14 protein-coding genes are annotated in these 19301 nt (G+C 59.9%); 7 read left to right on the top strand and 7 right to left on the bottom strand.

The window, feature by feature from the left end; translation table 11 throughout:
* Nucleotides 1-165: 165 nt before the first annotated feature.
* The 4 genes from MUU53_RS17960 to MUU53_RS17945 all read right to left on the bottom strand — a co-directional run bounded on the left by MUU53_RS17960 (nt 166) and on the right by MUU53_RS17945 (nt 3975).
* Nucleotides 166-1038, bottom strand: a complete 873-nt coding sequence (locus MUU53_RS17960) for an amidohydrolase family protein (protein WP_247262109.1) — start codon at nt 1036-1038, stop codon at nt 166-168.
* Nucleotides 1038-2174, bottom strand: a complete 1137-nt coding sequence (locus tag MUU53_RS17955; protein WP_247262108.1) for a mandelate racemase/muconate lactonizing enzyme family protein — start codon at nt 2172-2174, stop codon at nt 1038-1040. Before MUU53_RS17955 ends, MUU53_RS17960 begins: the two co-directional genes overlap by 1 nt.
* A 68-nt stretch (nt 2175-2242) precedes the next feature.
* Nucleotides 2243-3151 (bottom strand): 5-dehydro-4-deoxyglucarate dehydratase, encoded by a 909-nt coding sequence (gene kdgD, locus MUU53_RS17950; protein WP_247262107.1) that lies wholly within the window; start codon nt 3149-3151, stop codon nt 2243-2245.
* A 71-nt stretch (nt 3152-3222) separates the two neighbouring features.
* Nucleotides 3223-3975, bottom strand: coding sequence for a FadR/GntR family transcriptional regulator (locus MUU53_RS17945; protein WP_247262106.1), 753 nt, complete (start codon nt 3973-3975; stop codon nt 3223-3225).
* Nucleotides 3976-4135: 160 nt separating this feature from the next.
* On the opposite strand from MUU53_RS17945, the gene MUU53_RS17940 reads away from it, so the two are divergent.
* Nucleotides 4136-4933 carry an NAD-dependent epimerase/dehydratase family protein gene (locus tag MUU53_RS17940; RefSeq protein ID WP_247262105.1) on the top strand — a complete coding sequence of 266 codons (798 nt, stop codon included), beginning with the start codon at nt 4136-4138 and terminating at the stop codon, nt 4931-4933.
* A gap of 48 nt (nt 4934-4981) precedes the next feature.
* Here MUU53_RS17940 and MUU53_RS17935 read toward each other — a convergent pair whose 3' ends face one another.
* Nucleotides 4982-5647 (bottom strand): sulfite oxidase-like oxidoreductase, encoded by a 666-nt coding sequence (locus MUU53_RS17935; RefSeq protein ID WP_247262127.1) that lies wholly within the window; start codon nt 5645-5647, stop codon nt 4982-4984.
* A gap of 159 nt (nt 5648-5806) precedes the next feature.
* Between MUU53_RS17935 and modA the strand changes: the two genes are divergently transcribed.
* From modA to modC, 3 genes are read left to right on the top strand one after another with little or no spacing between them, the layout of a single operon-like run.
* Nucleotides 5807-6589, top strand: coding sequence for a molybdate ABC transporter substrate-binding protein (gene modA, locus MUU53_RS17930; RefSeq protein WP_247262104.1), 783 nt, complete (start codon nt 5807-5809; stop codon nt 6587-6589).
* Nucleotides 6590-6644: 55 nt separating this feature from the next.
* On the top strand, nt 6645-7346 hold the full coding sequence (gene modB, locus MUU53_RS17925) for a molybdate ABC transporter permease subunit (RefSeq protein ID WP_247262103.1): 702 nt from the start codon (nt 6645-6647) through the stop codon (nt 7344-7346).
* Nucleotides 7343-8422 (top strand): molybdenum ABC transporter ATP-binding protein, encoded by a 1080-nt coding sequence (gene modC, locus MUU53_RS17920; protein ID WP_247262102.1) that lies wholly within the window; start codon nt 7343-7345, stop codon nt 8420-8422. Before modB ends, modC begins: the two co-directional genes overlap by 4 nt.
* On the opposite strand, the gene MUU53_RS17915 is transcribed toward modC, so the two are convergent.
* Nucleotides 8382-8780 (bottom strand): winged helix-turn-helix domain-containing protein, encoded by a 399-nt coding sequence (locus MUU53_RS17915; RefSeq protein ID WP_247262101.1) that lies wholly within the window; start codon nt 8778-8780, stop codon nt 8382-8384. The two genes, modC and MUU53_RS17915, sit on opposite strands and share 41 nt — an antisense overlap.
* A gap of 162 nt (nt 8781-8942) precedes the next feature.
* On the opposite strand from MUU53_RS17915, the gene MUU53_RS17910 reads away from it, so the two are divergent.
* Both MUU53_RS17910 and pbpC read left to right on the top strand, forming a co-directional pair.
* Nucleotides 8943-14414 carry an alpha-2-macroglobulin family protein gene (locus tag MUU53_RS17910; RefSeq protein WP_247262100.1) on the top strand — a complete coding sequence of 1824 codons (5472 nt, stop codon included), beginning with the start codon at nt 8943-8945 and terminating at the stop codon, nt 14412-14414.
* A gap of 50 nt (nt 14415-14464) precedes the next feature.
* Complete coding sequence (gene pbpC, locus MUU53_RS17905; RefSeq protein ID WP_377307230.1) at nt 14465-16510, top strand: penicillin-binding protein 1C; 2046 nt, start codon at nt 14465-14467, stop codon at nt 16508-16510.
* Nucleotides 16511-16678: 168 nt separating this feature from the next.
* Here pbpC and MUU53_RS17900 read toward each other — a convergent pair whose 3' ends face one another.
* A complete protein-coding gene (locus MUU53_RS17900) occupies nt 16679-18013 on the bottom strand; it encodes a cobyrinic acid a,c-diamide synthase CobB (protein WP_247262098.1) in 1335 nt (444 codons plus the stop codon).
* 52 nt (nt 18014-18065) lie between these two features.
* Between MUU53_RS17900 and MUU53_RS17895 the strand changes: the two genes are divergently transcribed.
* Entirely contained in the window at nt 18066-19223 is a 1158-nt protein-coding gene (locus MUU53_RS17895) for a cobalt-precorrin-5B (C(1))-methyltransferase (RefSeq protein WP_247262126.1), read from the top strand.
* Nucleotides 19224-19301 lie beyond the last annotated feature (78 nt).

The raw sequence follows: 19301 nt of genomic DNA, 5'->3' as shown, positions 1-19301 counted from the left end.
ATGCTTTCCTCCTGTTGTCGCGTGGCCATCTCCTCCAACCACGCTTTTTATGTGGGCGTATCTAAAGCGTGTCGCGATTTTTCAAATTCGCTCCTGACGCTTTAAGTGTTTGTTTTACCGCATGTCGTTATAGCAAAACCGCTGCACCCTTTTGCGCGCCATGCTTTAGCCCTGCCACTTGGGCAGTTTGAAAAGTTCTTCCGGGTTTTCCACGAGTGCCAGATGCCTGCTCTTTTCGTTCGGCAGCCAGCCGAGCACCTTTTCGAGCAGGCTCACGTCGTCCGGATAGTCTTTTTGTTCCTTGGCCAGATTGTGCGGCCAGTTGGTGCCCCACACGATGCGTTGCGGCGCATAGGCCGCCATGAGGCGCGCAATGGCTGCGACATCGTCGTAGCCCGGGCCGCCAGTCTTCGAGCTTTCATACACTCCGGCAAATTTGAACCAGCAGCGCCCGGTATCGATCAGCCTTTTGACGGCATCTACATGCGGGCTGTCAGGCGTGATGCCGCAGAAGAATTTGCCATGATGATCCAGCACCCAGCGCGAACGCAGGCGTACGAGCCGCGTTTCGTGGTCCAGAACATTGCTACCGTCGAACTGAATGGCTAGCATCCAGCCGCGTGCGGCTGCCTTGGCATCCAGTACTTCCAATGCAGAAAGATCGGTTGCGCCACCGGGCAGATCCATGATCCGCAGGCCAACCACGCCCGCTTCACCCAGCGCATCCAGTTCCGCGTCTGAAACTTCAGGCCCTACGGCCGCAACGCCCCGTGCCAGATCGCCCATGGCTTTCAGGCATGCGACAGTATTCCCATTGTCGCGCTGCTGCGCATTTCCCTGCGTGATGATAACGCGGTCTATGCCCAGCCAGTCCATGAATGCGCTATATTGATCTGGCGTCGGAAGAGCCCCTGCGGGCAAGCCTGGACCACCAGGCAGCGCCGGAAAACCCGGTAGGTACATATGCATCTGCGTATCTACGGTGCCTTCCGGCAGGAGAATAGCGGGTTTGCGGCCGGAGGTTGGGCGAACGAGCATCAGGCGTCCTTCATCTTGAATTCTGCGAGTGCATCGCGGTTGATTTCAATGCCTAGACCTGGACCATCGGGGATGGCTACAATGCCGTCAACGTGCTCAATCGGGGTCTTGACGATGGCCTGACGGAACGGATTATCTGTTCGGTCGAATTCAAGAATCGGCTCGATCGGGTTCACGCGCCAAGGGCTCGGGATCATCGCCGCCATGAACTGAAGTGCAGCGGCGATGTGAACGGCCGTTCCCCACACATGCGGCACGACGCGAATGCCATGGAGTGCCGCCAGATCGGCAACGCGCTTGGCTTCGGTAAAGCCGCCAACGCCTGCAAGATCAGGCTGGAGAATATCGACGCAACGCGTTTCCACCGGCTCACGCATGCCCCAGCGGGAATGCCATGTTTCACCACCGGCAACCGGGATTGGCTGGCGCTGGCGAACTTCGCGATAAGCGGCCAGTTGTTCCGGCACTACAGGCTCTTCGAACCAGTCGAGGTGCAGTTCTGCGGCTGCCTGGCCGAAGCGCACGGCTTCCACCACGTCGTAACCGTGGTTTGCGTCTACCATGATGCGCATCTCGGACCCAACGGCATCGCGGGCAGCACGAACGACGCGCAGATCTTCCTCGACGCCGAATCCGATCTTGATTTTGGTGGCGTGAAAACCTTCCTTCCAGTAGCGGGCAACATCCGTCGCATTGTCCTCGACGCGGTCCACACCGTCACGCTTGAAGCTGCCGGTCGCATAGGCCTTGATGCTTTCGCGGAAGCGCCCGCCGAGCAGGATCGATACAGGCACGCCGAAATGCTTGCCCTTGATATCCCAAAGCGCAATGTCGATGCCGGACAGCGCTGTGACAGCAAGGCCGCGCTGACCCTGATCGCGAAGTACATTGTAAAGGCGAGCCCAGATCTTTTCGGTTTCGAGCGGATTTTCGCCGATCAGCCAGTTGGCATAGGCCTGGACCACGGCCGCATTGGGTCTGGCCGGCCCAAGGCATTCGCCCCAGCCCGTGGTGCCGTCGTCGCACATGATCTCCACCAGAATATGTGCCCTGCGGTCGAAGCGCATGGATGCGCTTTCGAATGCCACGTCAAGCTTGTGCTCCAACAAATGTGTGCGAACTTCAGCAATCTTCATAGGCTTTTCCCAGTCGGGCGTTTCAACGGTGAGAAACCGATGAAGCGCCCAGTCTTGAGTGAGTTGGATCAGCCACGCTTCCAGGGGCCGATGAGGTCCAGCAACATGCCTTCTTCTTCCTTGGTCAGGTCATCGAGCGGAGCACGAACCTTGCCAGCGTCGAAGCCCTGCAGGCGCACGCCCGCCTTGATAGCGGCAACCGCATAGCCCTTGCGGCGATTGCGGATCGCCATGAACGGGTAGAAGAAGTCCCGCAGGATCTTCTCGCAGTGCTCGCGCTCGCCAGCCCGCAGCGCCTTGTAGAACTCGACGGCGAGGCCGGGAACGAAGTTGAAGACGGCAGAGGAATAGGTCGTGAAACCAGCGCCGAGATAGGCTTCGGCAAACAGTTCGGCAGTCGGCATGCCGCCGAGATAAGTGAGGCGATCGCCCATGGTCGCCGTGATCTGGCGCACGAGGCCGATATCGCCCGTACCATCCTTGAAGCCGACAAGGTTCGGGCACTCGTCACACAGGCGCTTCAACGTGTCGACGGAAAGCACCGAGTTGTCGCGGTTGTAGACCATAACGCCGATGCCAACGGATTGGCAGATTTTCTTGACGTGCTGATAGAGACCTTCCTGCGGCGCGTCGATGAGGTAATGCGGCAGAAGCAGAATGCCGTCTGCACCAGCCTTTTCGACAGACTTTGCCAGCTCGGTGCCGACATGGCTGCCAAAGCCGCAGCCGGAGACGATTGCGGTCTTGCCGGATGCTTCCTTTGCCGCCTTGACGATGCCGGGAATTTCATCCGGTGAAAGCGAGAAAAACTCGCCGGTGCCGCCTGCGGCGAACAGAACGGGCGCCTCGAAGCCTGACAGCCACTCGATATGGCGGCGATAGCTTTCAGCCTGAAACTGGCCTTCGCCGTCGAAATGCGTCACTGGGAAAGACAAAAGGCCCGCGCCAAGCGCCGCCTTGATCTCTTGAGGCGTCATAATCAGTGTATCCTTTGTAGAAGTCTCCTCCGCTCAATTTCGTATAGATTCAACATACAAGTGTCAATAACTTATCTTACAAATTGTCTTTGCTCTCTGAGGAGCGTTCGGTAGCGAGACTGGCTGCCGCGCAGATGCCTGCGCATTGCATCGCGGGCGGCGTCCTCATCCCCAGCTGAAATGGCAGAAATGATGGCGTTGTGCTCTTCGTTCAGCAGCTTGATATAGGCTGCCTGATCGGCTTCCGACTCTTCATTGCGAAGCGCTGCGCGGGGGATGATGTTTTTGCCGATCAGGGACAGGAAATCCCTGAAGCGCGAGTTGTTGGTCGCCTCGGCAATCGCTAAGTGCAACGCGAAGTCCGCCTCGCTGGTCGGCTTGTTCGCTTCGAAACAGGCCTGCACCGCATAGTGACGCTCGAAAATAACCTCTTCCTGTGCCGGAGAGCGGCGAAGAGCAGCAAGGCCTGCCGCTTCCACTTCTACCGCCGTGCGCAGTTCCAGAAATTCAATGACAGAGGAAACGCGAGCGTAGTCAATGTTCTCGATCGACATGGGGGCCGGACTGCTGGCAACCGGCGGCTCCAGCACAAACACGCCGGCACCCTGACGTGCCTCCACGAGGCGGTCCGCCCGAAGTGCTGCGATTGCCTCGCGCACCACAGTTCGGCTCACGCCGTGTTGTTCGCCCAGTTGTGCTTCGCTCGGCAGCTTCGTGCCTGGTGGATAATGCCCTGCCATAATTGATTGCCGCAGAACGTCGCCCAGTCGCGAGGCCAGCGTGCCTGCACCGCCCGGTGTCCCGCTTTTGCCTGCAATTGCCATGGACATCTCCTTCAAAGCCTGCATCTCCGGATGGTCTGCTCGCCAGCCTGTACATCAATGCAATAGCTGTAGCGTGTTGACGCGCTTCTGCCAACATGTATGATGAGTTGACCCGGCGAGCCTACGAGTTGTGGCGCGCTGCCTGCCGATGGAGGAAATCTTGAAACGACTGTTGATCACCGGTGCCGCCGGCGCGCTGGGGCGTGCCATGCGCACGCGTCTTGCCGATGTGGCCGATATCCTGCGCCTGTCAGATATCAGCAATCTGGGTGAGGCCGGACCGAACGAGGAACTCGTTCAATGCGATCTGGGTGATGCGGATGCCGTGCATAAGCTGGTAGAAGGTTGTGACGGGATCGTGCATCTCGGTGGCGTGTCCGTCGAAGACAAGTTCTCGAAGATTCTGAACGCCAACCTGCTCGGCCTCTACAATCTTTACGAAGCAGCGCGCGCCAACGGCCATCCGCGCATCCTGTTTGCAAGTTCCAACCACACAGTCGGCTTCTACCGTCAGGATGAGAAGATCGACGCGACATCGCCAACGCGGCCGGATGGTCTTTACGGTGTCTCCAAATGTTTCGGCGAACAGCTGGCGCGGATGTATTTCGAGAAATTCGGTCAGGAAACGGCGCTTGTTCGCATTGGCAGCTGCATGGAAAAGCCAAGCAATCATCGCATGCTGTCCAGCTGGATGTCCCATGCGGATTTCAAGCGTCTTATCGAGTGCACGTTCCGGGCGCCGATGCTGGGGTGCCCGGTGATCTGGGGCATCTCCAACAATGATGCAGCCTGGTGGGACAACTCGCATGCCAGCTATCTGGGCTGGAAGCCGCAGGACAATGCCGAGCATTATCGCGCGGAAATCGACGCGGCACTTGGCAAACCAGACCCGAAAGCGGCCCTTCACGTCTATCAGGGCGGCAATTTCGTCAACGATCCTATTTTCAAGGAAAGTTGAGAGCGTTACCGCAGGAGCCGTTTGGCGGGGGCGGCTCCTGCACCATTTTCAGTCCTCGGAATAGCGCTCTTCAGCCCATGGATCACCACGCATGTGGTAGCCATTCTTTTCCCAGAAGCCGGGTCTGTCCTGACGGGTGAACTCGATGCGGGTCAGCCACTTGGCGCTCTTCCAGAAATAAAGATGCGGAACAACGAGGCGCATTGGCCCGCCGTGCTCGGCGGTCAGCGGCTCGCCCTGCCAATGCGTGACCAGCATGGCGTCTTCCGCGGCAAAGTCGGAAAGCAGCAGATTGGTCGTGTATCCGTCATAGCTCGTCAGCATCACGGCATCCGCATCTGCTTTCGGGTGAACCTGATCAAGCAGTTCACGTGTGGTGACGCCGGTCCATTCATTGTCATAACGCGACCAAGTGGTCACGCAGTGAATATCTGTCGTGAGCTTCGATTGCGGTAGCGCCTGAAATTTCTCCCAGTTGAACGTCAGAGGATTTTCCACTTCGCCCCTGATGTCGAGCCGCCATTGCAGTGCGGAGATCACCGGCTGCTGGCCAAGGTCCAGGACCGGCCAGTTCTGCACGAGGTGCTGGCCCGGCGGCAGTCGGTCGGTTTCCGGTCTTGTGATCTTGCCGGTTAGAAATTTGCCTTCTGCCGCCCACTTTCGTTTGGTCGTGGTCAACTTCGTCGCCTCAGGCTCGCTGGTTTCGTCTACCATGGTTCCGTCCTGCATTTCGATCATGAGGGGAATGTGTAGCGACATAGGACCGCTGTCCAGAAGGCGCTGAATTTCTTTCATTATATCCGCACGGATATAATGCTGGAATACGGGCGTAAGTTCGCTATATTCGCGCAGATATTTCGATTGGGAGAGCTTATGAAAACCCGCCGTCTGATCCTCAAACTCATCGCTGCCATGGCTTTGGCAGTGCTTCCTGTTCTGCCCGCACAAGGTCTAGCCGCTGAAAAGATAACCGTTTTCGCCGCTGCCAGCATGAGGACGGCGTTGGATGCAGCCAATGCCGTCTACGCTAAGAAAAGTGGTCATGAGGTAACGGTCTCTTACGCAGCCAGCTCGGCGCTGGCGAAGCAGATAGAGGCTGGTGCGCCCGCGGACGTTTTCATTTCCGCCGATCTGGACTGGATGGATTATCTGGCGAAGAAGAACCTCATCAAGCCGGACAGTCGAAAGAACCTGCTGGGCAACCGCATCGTTCTGGTCGCGCCGAAGGACAAGGCAAAGCCTGTCAACATCAAGGCTGGGTTCGATCTTTCCGCTCTGGTGGGAGACGGCAAGCTCGCCATGGGTGCGGTGAATAGCGTTCCCGCCGGCAAATATGGCAAGGCTGCGCTGGAAAAGCTTGGTGCCTGGACTGCCGTCGCGCCGAAGGTGGCGGGTGCGGAAAATGTTCGCGCAGCACTCTTGCTCGTATCGCGCGGGGAGGCTCCTTATGGCATCGTTTATCAGACGGATGCAGCCGCCGATCCCGGCGTTTCAGTCGTCGGCACCTTCCCGCCAGACAGCCATCCTGCGATCATCTATCCGGTAGCGCAGGTCGCCGGCGCCAAGAGCACGGCGGCCAGCGATTACCTGAAGTTCCTGTCTTCCGATGAAGCTTCGGGTTTCTTCACGGCACAAGGCTTCACAATCCTCAAATGATGCCCTCGCATAACGGCGTTCACGCAGTTACAGTCTTCACAAACGGGACGCATGCGTGGAACTTCCAAGTTTGAGTGAAGAGGAATGGACGGCGATCAGGCTCAGCCTGAAGGTTGCCAGCGTTGCCGTCATCGCCAGCCTGCCGCTGGGTGTGCTGGTTGCCTATCTTCTGGCGCGCAAGCGCTTTTGGGGACATGCGCTGCTGAATGGCATCGTCCACCTGCCGCTCATTCTGCCACCCGTTGTGACCGGTTACCTGCTGCTGATTGCGTTCGGGCGACGCGGGTTCATCGGTTCATTTCTGGAAAGCACTTTCGGGTTGATCCTATCCTTTCGCTGGACCGGGGCGGCACTCGCCTGCGCGGTCATGGGTTTTCCGCTGATGGTGCGTTCGATCAGGCTGTCCATCGAGGCGGTGGACCTGAAGCTGGAAGAGGCGGCCAGAACATTGGGCGCATCGCCGGTGATGGTGTTTCTCACGGTCACGCTGCCCCTGATGCTGCCGGGAATCATCGCCGGCCTCGTTCTGGCCTTTGCCAAGGCCATGGGGGAATTCGGCGCGACGATCACCTTTGTTTCGAACATTCCCGGTGAAACGCAAACGCTTTCCGCCGCGATCTACACCTTCACCCAGGTGCCGGGGGGCGATGCGGGCGCTCTTCGCTTGACTGTCATTTCGATTGTCATCTCCATGGCAGCATTGCTGCTTTCCGAAGCGCTGGCGCGCCGGGTGGGCAAGAGGATCGAAGCCGAATGACTTTCGCTGTCGAGATCCGTCATAGCCAAGGAGATTTCCGCATCGAGGCGGACTTCACATCGGAAGGGGGCGTAACGGCGCTCTTCGGGCGTTCCGGCTCTGGAAAAACATCCGTGCTTCGCATTGTCGGCGGGCTGGTGAGGCCTGATCACGGGCGCATAATCGTCGGCGATCAGGTGCTGCTGGATACGAGCAAGGGTATCTGCCTCCCGCCGCATCGGCGGGGCCTCGGCTATGTCTTCCAGGAGCCGCGCCTTTTTCCGCATCTGACCGTGCGTCAGAATCTCAACTACGGGCAGTGGTTCGCGGGCAGCCGGTCCTCCTTCGCCGATCCGGAGAAGATTATTGCCATACTCGGGCTGGAGGCACTGCTGCCGCGTCGTCCCGGTTCATTGTCAGGTGGAGAAAAGCAGCGAGTGGCCATTGGCCGCGCTCTTCTGGCGAGCCCTCGCATTTTGCTGATGGATGAGCCGCTTTCGGCACTGGATGAGGCGCGCAAGGCGGAAATCCTGCCCTATATCGAGCGGCTGCGCGATGAGCTGAACCTGCCCATTCTCTATGTCAGCCATTCGGTGAGCGAAGTGGCACGGCTGGCGGACCGTGTCGTCGCCATGGCGGACGGGCGTGTGACCGGCATTGGCAATGCCTCCGAAATTCTGGGCATCCAAACCGTCGCGACGGGGCGGGAAAGCGGCAGCGTTCTGGAAGGACTGGTGCGGCTTCAGGGTGAGGATCCCGATCTTGCGGCCATCGCGCTTCGCGGCTGTCGTCTCTTCGTTCCGCGCGGCGATCTCCATGAAGGGCAAAAGCTTCGCGTCCATATTCCTGCCCGAGAGGTTCTGCTGGCGACCTCAGAGCCGCACGGGATCTCCGCCCTCAATGTACTGAAGGGTGAAATCCGCTCCATGACGGGTTCGGATGGTGGTGCGGTGGATATAGCGCTTCGGTGCGGGGAGGAAGTGCTGCGCGCCCGCATTACCGGTCTGTCTGCCAAGCGAATGGACCTGATGGTAGGGCAATCCATTCACGCCATCATCAAGACGGTTGCACTGGATCCGTCGGGTCGAGCGCGCTGATCTTGCTTTGATGTTCATTCAGCCAATCGAGGTCGTCTGCAAGCGCGCTTTGGAGAATGACTTCCATATGCCGAAAGCGGCGGATCAGTTCTTCACCAAATTCGGTCAGCTGAGCCCCGCCGCCTTGCTTGCCACCGCGCTGGGATTCAACTGACGGTTTTGCAAACATCGTGTTGATCGCATCCACCAGCAGCCATGCCCGTCGATACGACATATCCATGCGGCGACCGGCTGCCGAAATGGACCCGGTTTCACGAATATGCTCCAGCAGCTCGATCTTGCCGCGGCCAAGCCGCTCTCCAGGCGGAAACGCAACTTTCAGCAGTGGCTGCAGGGTCTGATCGGGCGGATTTGACATGGTGTGGATGAGCCTGTGTGGAGCCGTCAGCAGTTCAACGAGCGTCCATTGTGGCCGAGCGTCATCATGCTTTCAATTGACAACCATACGTTAACGACAGAAGACTTTGTTGATCGGCGATCACTGCCGACATTGCCGTTCATGCTGCGGTGGGAGGACATCATGTCGAAGCGAATCTCGTTTGCGGTCGCCTCTTTTCTGGCCCTTGGCCTTCTCGGTCCCGTCCAGGCGCAGCAGGCGACCAAGGCGCCGCAGTCGAACCGGACAATCGAGACGACTGAGGAAAGCGATTACATCGGCTTCGACCTGAGAACGGTCAAAAACGTCACGCTCCAGCAGTGCCAGACGGCCTGTATCGACGATAAATCCTGCCGCGCTTTTACCTTCAATGTGAAGGCGAAGTGGTGCTTCCTCAAATCGGATTACAACCAGCTGAACAGCTTTGCCGGTGCGGTTGCCGGCAAGATCGTTGTCGCCAACAGCCAGCCGGATATCGGTGCGCCGCCAGCGCTTTCCATGGTTGGCGATGAGGCGACCAATCAGGCTGCCGCCCTTCGCGATGAATTGGCCGTTCCACCAGAACTGGAAGGGCAGGGGCTGGAAAGTCTGAAAGCGCTCGCGCAGCTTGAATTCGTCAATGGAAATCCGGCAGCGGCCATCAATGCATTGACGGCGGCACTCAGCATCGAGCCGGATGATTCAGGCCTGTGGAGCGAGTTTTCCAGGGCATCCGCGCAGATCAAGGATGATGCCGACGCCAAGACGAAGGCGGTTTCGGCGGCAATCAACGCCTATGATGCCTCTCGCACGGCGCAGAGCCGCGCCGAGGCGCTTGCCCTATTGGGTGATGCGCTCCACGCGCAGGAAAACCACCGGGGCGCCATCGATGCGCTGAAGGAAAGCCTGGCGCTCGTTCCCTCGAAAACCGTGCAGGCGCGTTACAACGACCTGAAGGAGCGCTTTGGTTTCCGCGTCGTTGGAAACAGCGTGGATGCCGATGCGGCAAGCCCGCGTGCCTGCGTACAGTTTTCCGAAGCGCTTTTAAAAACGGGTACGGATTACGGCCAGTTCGTGGTGCTCAACGGCCAGGCCCCGCAGGCGGTCGAAGCCAAGGACAAGCAGATCTGCGTCGAGGGTCTGAAGCACGGCGAGCGTTACAAGCTAACCCTACGCCGTGGCCTTCCCTCCAGCGTGGATGAAAGTCTGCAGGCAGCCGTCGATCTCAACATTTACGTCAAGGATCGCTCGCCAGCGGTGCGCTTCACCGGCGACAGCTTCGTTCTGCCATCGACGGCGCGGCGCGGCATTCCCATCGTGTCCGTCAATACCAGCAGCGCCAATCTGAAGCTTTACCGCATTGGTGACAGAAGCATTGCGCCGCTGCTCGCCAATTCGCAGTTTCTCACCCAGATGGACGGCTACACCGCCGGTCAGGTGGAGCAGAGCAATGGTGAACTGGTCTGGCAGGGTTCTATCGATATCGCGCAGGACATCAACAAGGATGTTGTGACGAGCTTCCCCGTCGATGAGGTTTTGCCGAAGCGCAAGCCTGGCGTCTATGTGCTGACGGCGGCGACCGGCACGGGCAATGTCAATGAATGGGAAAACAAGGCCACGCAGTGGTTCGTGGTGTCCGATCTGGGCCTCAGCACCTTTGCCGGAACCGACGGCCTGAATGTTTTCGCGCGCTCGCTTGGCTCTGCCGAACCGGCGGTCGGCGTGGACCTGCAATTGCTGGCCAAGAACAACGAGATCCTCGGCACCGCCAAGACGGATGCCGATGGCAAGGCCGTGTTCAGTGCGGGTCTCATTCGTGGCACGGCGAGCATGGTTCCGGCCGTGCTGATGGCCTCGAAGGGCGGTGAGGATTTCGTTTTCCTCGACATGACGCGCGCAGGCTTCGACCTGTCCGATCGCGGCGTGACGGGTCGTCCCGCTCCGGGTGCTATCGATGTCTACGCCTGGACGGAGCGTGGCATCTATCGCCCGGGCGAAACGGTTCATGCAGCGCTTCTGGCGCGTGATGTCACGTCCAACGCCATCGATCAATTGCCGCTGACCTTTGTGTTTCTGCGGCCTGACGGTGTTGAAGACCGCCGTATGACGGGAACGGGAACGCTGGGCGGCTATGCGGTGGATTTGCCGGTGCTGGCCAGCGCCATGCGCGGCACCTGGACCATGCAGGTATTCACGGACCCAAAAGCGACCGCCATTGCTGAAAAGCGCTTCCTCGTCGATGATTTCGTGCCGGACCGGATCGAGTTTGATCTGAAGAGCGAGGCAAAAGAAATCGTCGTCGGTGAACAGACGCCAATCACCGTCGATGGCCGCTATCTCTATGGCGCGCCTGCTGCCGGACTTGGGCTCGAAGGCGAAATCGTGCTGAAGCACACGCGAGAGCGCGAAGCGTTCAAAGGCTATTTCTTTGGTCTGGCTGACGAAGAGGCAAGTGAAGCGGAAAGGTTGCCGCTGGAAGCGCTTGATCCGCTCGACGAGCAGGGGAAAGCCAGCTTCGATGGTGGATTGACCGAGCTTGCCTATACCACGCAATTGACGGATGCGAACATCGTCGTGCGCCTGAAAGAAGGCGGCGGTCGCGCTGTCGAACGCACGCTGACGCTGCCCGTTCGCGCCGATGGCGACCGCATCGGCATCAAGCCGGAATTCTCGGGCGATCTCGCCGAGAACGCGGTGGCGAATTTCAACGTCATCATGATCGGTGCCGATGCCCAGAAGCGGGCTGCCCCCGGCCTGTTGTGGAAGCTCGTCAAGATCGAGCGCGACTATCAATGGTATCGCGAAGGCAATTCCTGGCGTTACGAGCCGGTCAATCGCACCAAACAGATCGTCAATGGCAAGGTGGATGTCGCAGCGGTAGATGGCGGCAAGATTTCCGTTCCCGTCCAGTGGGGCCGCTATCGTCTGGAAGTCACCGGCCCCGAGCCGGATGCGCCCGCATCCAGCGTCGAGTTCGATGCGGGCTGGTTCGTGACCGCGACTTCGACCGAAACACCGGATGCGCTGGAAATCGCGCTCGACAAGGCCTCCTACAAGGTGGGCGACACGGCGAAGCTGAAAGTTTCCTCCCGCTATGCCGGTCAATTGATGATCGCTAACGGCGCGGAAAATCTGATCTCCGTACAAAATGTCTCGATCGGTGAAAAGGGCGGTGAGGTTTCCATTCCGGTGACGAAGGAATGGGGCGCGGGAGCTTATGTTACTGCCTTGATTTATCGTCCCGGCAATGCACGCGAAAGCCGCATGCCCATGCGCGCCATTGGCGTGACCTGGCTGAAGGTGGACCCGCAGGATCGCGATCTGACCGTTTCGCTGACGGCACCGGACAAGACGCTGCCGCGCCAACCGCTGCAGATCGGCGTGGATGTGAAGGGCGCGGGCGTTGGCGAAGAAGCCTATGTCACAGTTGCCGCTGTCGATGTCGGTATCCTGAACCTCACGCGCTATGAGCCGCCTGCGCCAGACAACTGGTATTTCGGACAGCGTCGTCTCGGCCTTGAAATCCGCGATATCTATGGACGTCTGATCGATGGTTCGCTGGGTGCGACGGGCAAGCTGCGCACCGGCGGCGATGGCGGAAGCGTGGCTTTGCAAGGCAGCCCGCCGAAGGAAAAGCTGATTGCCTTCTTCTCCGGCATCGTTCGCGTCGGGCCGGATGGAAAGGCCAATGTCAGCTTCGATGTTCCACAGTTCAACGGCACGGCGCGAGTGATGGCCGTCGCCTGGACGAAAACCGCAGTCGGCCATGGCACGAAGGATGTGGTGATCCGCGATCCCGTGGTTGTTACCGCCAGCCTGCCGCGTTTCCTCGCCCCTGGCGATGAGGCCATGTTGCGGCTCGACATTGCCAATACGGATGCACCGGCGGGTGATTATCAGGTCTCCATCGCCGCCAGCCCGCAGATCAGTGTCACAGGGGCAAATGCATCCCGCACCGTAAAGCTGAATGCCGGTGCCAAAAGCACGGTCAACCTTGCCATCAAGGGCGCGCGTGTTGGTGATGGATCGCTGACGGTGACTTTGGCTGGAAACGGTCTTGCGCCCATGCAGCAGCGTCTCGAGTTGCCGGTTCGCCCGGCAGTGCTGCCGGTCACTGAAAAGCGCATCATTTCGCTTGCACCGAACCAGAGCCTAACGGTGGATGGCAACCTGCTGGCAGATGCGCAATTGCAGGGCGCAAGCCTGACGCTCGGCGTGACCCGCTCGGCAGATTTCGACATCCCGGCGCTGCTGATGTCGCTCGATCGCTATCCTTATGGCTGCGCCGAGCAGACGACCAGCCGTGCGGTGCCGCTGCTCTATCTCTCCGAACTGTCCAGGCAAAGCGGCATGGCGGATGATCCCGATGTGAAGAAGAGGGTTCAGGATGCCATCTACCGCGTGCTGGCCTATCAGTCTTCGTCCGGCAGCTTCGGTCTTTGGGGGCCGGGTTCGGGCGATCGCTGGCTGGATGCCTATGTGACGGAATTCCTGACCCGGGCGCGTGAACAGGGTCTCGATGTGCCGGATCGGGCGCTGGTGCAGGCGCTGGAAAACTTGCAGAACTCTTTGGCCTATGAGGTCAATATTAAGGATCAGGGCGAGCAGGTTTCCTACGCGCTCTATGTTCTCGCACGTAACCGCAAGGCCTCGATCAGCGATCTGCGCTACTATGCGGATACAATGCTGAACGATTTCCCCACACCGCTTGCCAAGGCGCATCTGGCCGCTGCCCTTTCGCTTTACGGCGATACGCAACGGTCGAAGACAGTGTTCGCCTCCGCCCTTCAGATGACGGAACAGGCTGTTGCAACGCAAGTCAGCTGGTCGTGGTCGGATTATGGTTCCACTCTGCGAGATGGTGCGGCGGTTCTGGCATTGGCCGCGGAAAGCCGCCCGGTTCCGGCAATCGTTCCACAACTGGCGGCAGCCGTTGCCAAGGAAGCGCGCAAGAGGAAGTACATGAGCACGCAGGAGCAGGCCTGGATGCTTCTGGCGGCGCGTGCCCTTCAAAACGGCGATAGCGGGTTGAAGGTGGATGTGAACGGACAGGTGGCTACAGGTGCCTACCGCCAGCAGATGACGGGTGATGAGCTTTTGGCAAAGCCGGTGACGCTGACTAACCGCGCCAGCGAGCCGGTTTCGGCAGTCATCACCACCTATGCTTCGCCCAAGCAGCCACCGGCAGCGGGAGGCAATGGCTTTGCCATCACCCGAGCCTATTACACGCTGGATGGGCAGGAAGCGAATGTCACTGAGGCCAAGCAGAACGAGCGTTATGTTGTGGTTCTGACTGTCAACGAAACGAATGACTGGCCATCCCGCATCCTCGTGCAGGATTTGCTGCCAGCAGGCTTCGAGATCGACAATCCCAATCTCGTGGATAGCGCGCAGCTGGCCAATTTCGAATGGGTCGGCCAGGTGCAGGTGGCCCATACGGAGTTCCGCAACGACCGTTTTGTCGCGGCGTTCGACCGTAACAAGGGCGATAACCGCGAGTTCTCGCTGGCCTATGTCGTGCGGGCGGTGACACCCGGAGCCTATGATCATCCCGCGGCCAGCGTGGAAGATATGTACCGGCCAGAATTGTCGGCGCGCTCTGCGGCGGGCCGCATGCAGGTTCAGGAAGCGCAGTAACGGCCATGGGCAGGCGGCTCATCAAGTGGCTGGCAGGTGGGGCGGCGACAATGCTTGTTGTCGCCGTGTCCCTTTGCATGGCACTCGAAGCCGCCGACCGCGCCTATCCGCCACCGCTGGAGGCAGCGCGTGCCCGGTCTGCAGAGGTGCGCGATGCAGACGGGCAATTGCTGCGCGCCTTTGCCACGAAGGATGGTCTGTGGCGGTTGAAGACAACGGCGGGCGATGTCGATCCGCAGTTCATCCGCATGCTGATCGCCTATGAGGATCATCGCTTCTACCAGCACTCCGGGGTGGATATCCGGGCGCTGGGGCGTGCGGCGTTTCAGCTTGTCACGCATGGGCGCATCGTGTCCGGTGGCTCCACTCTCTCCATGCAGGTCGCGCGCCTCATCGAGCCCAGAGAGAGCCGATCCGTCTTTGCCAAGCTGAAACAGATGGTGCGGGCGGTGCAGATCGAGCGCCGTCTGTCGAAGGCGGAAATTGTGGACCTCTATCTTTCGCTGGCACCCTATGGCGGCAATCTGGAAGGGGTAAGGGCCGCAAGCTTTGCCTATTTCGGCAAGGAGCCGAAGCGGCTTTCCGTGGCGGAGGCCGCGCTGCTGGTGGCCCTGCCGCAATCGCCGGAAGGTAGAAGGCCGGATCGCTTTCCAGACGCAGCCAAGGCAGCGCGTGAGCGCGTTCTGGCCCGCGCCCATGTGGAGACCGCAGTGGGAGACGGCGAGGCAGATCGCGCCTCGCTTGTGGCTGTGCCGCGGGAGAGGCGGCAATTGCCAGCCCTTGCCGCCCATCTGGCAGAGGCTGCCTTGCGCAAGGCACCGGGTGAGGCAATTTACGAAACGACCTTGCGCAAACCGGTGCAGGACGCGCTGGAACGCGTGGCACGAGAGGCGGGTGCACGGCTGCCGCCCAAGGTTTCTCTGGCCATGATGATGGCGGATTCGGCCACAGGCGAGATTGTCGCGGATGTCGGTTCCGCAGATTACTTCGATGCCTCCCGCTCCGGCTGGATCGACATGACGCGCATCAATCGTTCGCCGGGATCGACGCTGAAACCGTTCATCTATGGCCTCGCCTTCGAAGAGGGGTTGGTCGCGCAGGAAACGATCATCGAGGATCGCCCTTCCGATTTCTCCGGCTATCGACCGAAGAATTTCGATATGAGCTATCAGGGTGATGTCAGCATTCGCCAAGCCCTGCAATTATCGCTGAACGTACCGGCGGTGCGGGTTCTGGAGGGCGTCGGCCCCAGCCGTCTGATGGTGCGGTTCAGGCGGGCAGAGGTTCGGCCCGTTCTGCCGGCGGGCGAAGCGCCGGGTCTTGCCATCGGTCTCGGCGGTGTTGGCATGACGCTGAAGGATCTCGTGCAGCTCTACGCCGGGCTTGCCAATCAGGGCTGGCCGGTGAAGCTCGGCGATGGTGTGCGGGATCAGCCGAAGCGAGATGGCATGCAGCCACTGCTGGAGCCGTCCGCCGTCTGGCAGGTCACGGATATCCTCTCTGACGTTCTTCCCCCCCAGGGGAGCCCGAAGCTCGGCCTCGCCTATAAGACCGGCACCAGCTACGGTTACCGTGATGCCTGGTCCGTCGGTTATGACGGGCGCTATGTGTTGGGAGTCTGGGTTGGAAGGCCAGACAATGGTGCGGTTCCCGGCATTACCGGCTATGGCACTGCAGCCCCCATTCTGTTCGAGGCCTTTGCCCGGTCAGGTCTTGCCATCTCCGGCCATCCCTCCGCGCCCCCCGGTGCCCAGCGGTTGGCGCTGACGGATCTGCCGATTGGTCTCAGGCGCTATTCTGTCATGGCAAATGGATTGCTGAGCTCTACCTCGCGGGAACCGGCCCCGCAGATCGTCTATCCTCCCGAAGGTGCGAGAGTGGACCTCGGAGCGCGTAGTGGCGAAGAAATCGCGCCGCTCATGCTGAAATTGCAGGGCGGGCGGGCACCTTTCCGGTGGCTGGCGAATGGCAAGCCATTGGAGGATACAGCCCGCACACGCAATTCCGAATGGAAGCCGGATGGCGCGGGCTATTCGACTCTCACCGTCATTGATTCACGCGGGCGCGCAGCCACAGTGCGGGTGTTCATTGAGTGATCCAGAGCATTCCCAGGAAAAGTGGACACCGGTTTTCCGTCCGGGAATGCGTATAGAGTTGTGAGCATTCCCAGGAAAAGTGGGCACCGGTTTTCCGTCCGGGAATGCGTATAGAGTTGTGAGCATTCCCAGGAAAAGTGGGCACTGGTTTTCCGTCCGGCAATGCGTCTACAATGTTGTTCGCGCTATCGCGTGAAAGAAGGTGCCGCTCACATGGCCGCGCCTTCCGCCCGACAGCCCAAGCGGCTGGCCGGTTCCATCGGCGATTTCGGCAAATGGCTCGTCACGACCCGGATCGATGACGCTGGCATAATGGAACTCGTGGCCGCGCAGAATGTCTCCGGCAGAGCCCAGCGGACCATCCCCCAACAGACGCACCTGCCGATAACCGAGGTTCATCTTGCGCTTGGCAAAGCTTGTGGAATGGCTGAGCAGTGCCGTCATGACATGGCGAACACCATCGGCATCCACAAGACCTGTTCCCAGCACCATGAAGCCGCCGCACTCGCCATGAACCGGCTTCATCTGGGCGAAGTGCCGAATACGGTTGCGAAAGCGGTTGGCAGCCGAGAGCTGCCCTGCGTGGAGTTCCGGATAGCCTCCCGGTAGCCAGCATATATCGCAATCGAGCGCCGGTCCCTCGTCGTTCAGCGGCGAGAAGAGCACGAGTTCTGCCCCTTGTGCTCGCCAATGGGCACCCAGATGCGGATAGAGGAAGGTGAAGGCGGCATCGGACGCTATGGCGATACGCTGTCCGGGCGGCGGAATGGCCGCAGCAGGGTTTCCACGCCGCAAGGCAATCGGCTGCGCCAGCGAAAGCAGGGCGTCGAGATCGACCGATGTTTCCATCACATCCGCCAACCGGTCGATATAGTCCTGAATGCCGCCATGTTCACTGGCCTGCACAAGGCCCAGATGGCGTTCGGGCAGAGCCAGTGCGTCGCTGCGCAAGACGGCACCCACAACGGGCATGCCCGCCGCCTCTATGGCCGTGCGCGACAGGCGTATATGGCGCTCGCTACCCGCCCTGTTGATGACGATACCCTTCGTTCGGACCTTTGCATCGTAGTACTTGAAGCCGACCGCGACCGCTGCCGCCGTCTGGCTCTGGCCCGATACATCCAGTACCAGCAGAACCGGAATATCCAGAAGCCGCGCCAGATCCGCAGCAGAGCCGGTACAACCCTCGCCGCCATCAATGCCATCGAACAGGCCCATGGCGCTTTCAATCAACAACAGATCGGTATCTTGCGCCGCGTGATCCAGAAGATGGGCCACCAGATCCGGCTCCATGGCCCAGCTATCAAGATTGAGGCCTTCCAGACCGGTCGCTGCCTGATGAAAGCCGGGATCGATGTAATCAGGCCCAGATTTCACCCCGCGTACCCGGATGCCACGTCGCGCAAAGGCGCGAAGCAAGCCAATGGTAACGCTGGTTTTTCCGGCACCGGAACGGGGCGCGCCAATGATAAGGGCTTTGGGAGTGAGTCGGCTATCTGTCATGCTCATGCTTTTGCCAGTGACGATGCGCAACCGCAACGATATAGATGCAGCCATGGACGTTGAAGGCAAAGAGTTGCGTCGTGGCTGGACCACGGGAACCTGTTCCGCTGCGGCGGCAAAGGCGGCCTGCCTTGCGTTCCTGGGACATGGCTTTCCCGAAATGGTGGAGATAACCCTGCCGGGCGGCCAGAAACCGGCATTCTCTCTCGCCTTTGAAGAGCAAGGCGAAGACTTTGCCCGCGCCGGGATAATCAAGGATGCGGGCGATGATCCTGATGTTACCCATGGCGCGCTTGTCATCGCGACACTGCGTCGCGGGCAGGCCGGCAAGGGGCTTCGCTTTTTCGCTGGCAAAGGTGTGGGCATGGTAACACGTCCCGGCCTTCCCATTCCGCCAGGCGAACCAGCTATCAACCCTGTCCCACGTCAGATGATCGCCGCTGCCATTGCGGAGGTGGCCGGGGCCGATACGGATTTCGAGGTCGAAATCTCCATTCCTGATGGAGAAGAACTGGCGCAGAAAACACTGAATCCTCGGCTCGGTATCGTCGGCGGGCTCTCCGTGCTCGGCACCACCGGCATCGTTATCCCGTTTTCCTGTTCGGCGTGGATTCATTCCATCTGGCGCGGCATTGATGTGGCGCGCGCTGAGGGGCTAGCCCACGTTGCCGGTTCCACCGGCATGACGACGGAAAAGGCAGTGCGGGCGCATCATGATCTGCCGGAAACCGCGCTTCTCGATATGGGTGATTTTGTCGGCGGCATGCTGAAATACCTGCGCAAGCACCCGGTGCCGAAGGTCACCGTCGCCGGTGGCGTCGCCAAGATGACCAAGCTCGCGCAGGGCATGCTGGATGTGCATTCCAAGCGCGGTCTGGCGGATCTTGAGGCGCTGGCGAAGGTTGCAGTCGAGGCAGGAGCGGATGCCACGTTAGGCCATGAGATCGCTCAAGCAAATTCGGTGTTGCACGCCTTTCAACTGGCCGAGGAGCAGGGTCTTGCCTTGGGTGATCACGTGGCGGAACTTGCCTGGAAAACGGCGGCGAAAGCCTTGCAGTCACCCAAAATAGCTCTTGAAGTGCTGGTTTTCGATCGAGAGGGCAGGCTGGTGGGTGAAGCACCGTTTATGCCGTCGGATAGATTGTCGGTCGCTGAAGACGATACCCCTCTCTGGTCTGCCGACCATCTCCCCCTCAAGGGGGGAGATTGACTGTAATCAAAGTAAACCTCCACCTACGGTGGAGGACTGGACGAGTTCTACATCGTAGTGGAGAGACCTCCGGCTTGG

Source organism: Affinirhizobium lemnae (genome assembly GCF_022968395.1).
GTDB classification, from domain to species: Bacteria; Pseudomonadota; Alphaproteobacteria; order Rhizobiales; family Rhizobiaceae; genus Neorhizobium; species Neorhizobium lemnae.
The sequence above is the reverse complement of the archived record's forward strand: the minus strand, read 5'-3'. Positions and strand labels throughout refer to the sequence as shown.

What these genes read in the sequence shown, in the direction of transcription:
- MUU53_RS17945 (WP_247262106.1), bottom strand. Translation starts at nt 3,975, where the DNA reads ATGGCAATTGCAGGCAAAAGCGGGACACCGGGCGGTGCAGGCACGCTG.
- MUU53_RS17895 (WP_247262126.1), top strand. Translation starts at nt 18,066, where the DNA reads ATGGACGTTGAAGGCAAAGAGTTGCGTCGTGGCTGGACCACGGGAACC.
- modA (WP_247262104.1), top strand. Translation starts at nt 5,807, where the DNA reads ATGAAAACCCGCCGTCTGATCCTCAAACTCATCGCTGCCATGGCTTTG.
- MUU53_RS17900 (WP_247262098.1), bottom strand. Translation starts at nt 18,013, where the DNA reads ATGACAGATAGCCGACTCACTCCCAAAGCCCTTATCATTGGCGCGCCC.
- MUU53_RS17960 (WP_247262109.1), bottom strand. Translation starts at nt 1,038, where the DNA reads ATGCTCGTTCGCCCAACCTCCGGCCGCAAACCCGCTATTCTCCTGCCG.
- MUU53_RS17935 (WP_247262127.1), bottom strand. Translation starts at nt 5,647, where the DNA reads ATGGTAGACGAAACCAGCGAGCCTGAGGCGACGAAGTTGACCACGACC.
- pbpC (WP_377307230.1), top strand. Translation starts at nt 14,465, where the DNA reads ATGCTTGTTGTCGCCGTGTCCCTTTGCATGGCACTCGAAGCCGCCGAC.
- MUU53_RS17910 (WP_247262100.1), top strand. Translation starts at nt 8,943, where the DNA reads ATGTCGAAGCGAATCTCGTTTGCGGTCGCCTCTTTTCTGGCCCTTGGC.
- MUU53_RS17955 (WP_247262108.1), bottom strand. Translation starts at nt 2,174, where the DNA reads ATGAAGATTGCTGAAGTTCGCACACATTTGTTGGAGCACAAGCTTGAC.
- modC (WP_247262102.1), top strand. Translation starts at nt 7,343, where the DNA reads ATGACTTTCGCTGTCGAGATCCGTCATAGCCAAGGAGATTTCCGCATC.
- kdgD (WP_247262107.1), bottom strand. Translation starts at nt 3,151, where the DNA reads ATGACGCCTCAAGAGATCAAGGCGGCGCTTGGCGCGGGCCTTTTGTCT.
- MUU53_RS17915 (WP_247262101.1), bottom strand. Translation starts at nt 8,780, where the DNA reads ATGTCAAATCCGCCCGATCAGACCCTGCAGCCACTGCTGAAAGTTGCG.